Genomic DNA, 503 nt, shown 5'->3' on the forward strand with positions numbered 1-503 from the left:
GGCTGGTGTGGATGTCGACGGCGATCGCCGGCAGCGATGTCGCGATAACAGTCGAATCCATGTTTTCCATGAAAAGGGCGACCGCCAATATAAGCGGGATGGTGCGGTTCAAGGAACGCGTCCAGACTTGAATGTTGCGTTGCCGGTTGCATGTCGGCCCTGAGGCGGGCGGTTACCATGCCTTCGCCGGGATGTCGCATTAATTTGCTGTCACTTTTGTGCGACCGGCAACCACAGGTGGCATCCCTTCGCCGGAAAGTCACCTTTCCGGGAGCGTGAAATCATCCGCTTTTCATCGGTGCTTGGACGTGGTACCAGCCAGCGCCAATCCTGAAAGGGAAGAAACGAGTCGGCGCTGTCCATTCCGGTCCAGCGCTTTTTTGTATTCCCCCACCGTTTTTATGTTCAAGGGACTGGCCATGGCAAAAATCATCGAAACGTCCACCGGCGCATTGGCGCTGACCTTTGACGACGTGCTGCTGCAGCCGGGCATGACCTCGGAA

Annotated in this window: 1 protein-coding gene; it reads left to right on the plus strand. The window is 56.9% G+C overall.

The genetic code is table 11. From position 1 onward, the window contains the following. Nucleotides 1-308: 308 nt before the first annotated feature. Nucleotides 309-503: hypothetical protein (locus ENZ75_RS33870; RefSeq protein WP_164888284.1), on the plus strand; the 195-nt coding region annotated here is incomplete at its 3' end.

Source organism: Mesorhizobium sp. M7A.F.Ca.CA.002.04.1.1 (assembly GCF_004022805.1).
Lineage (GTDB): Bacteria > Pseudomonadota > Alphaproteobacteria > Rhizobiales > Rhizobiaceae > Mesorhizobium > Mesorhizobium ciceri.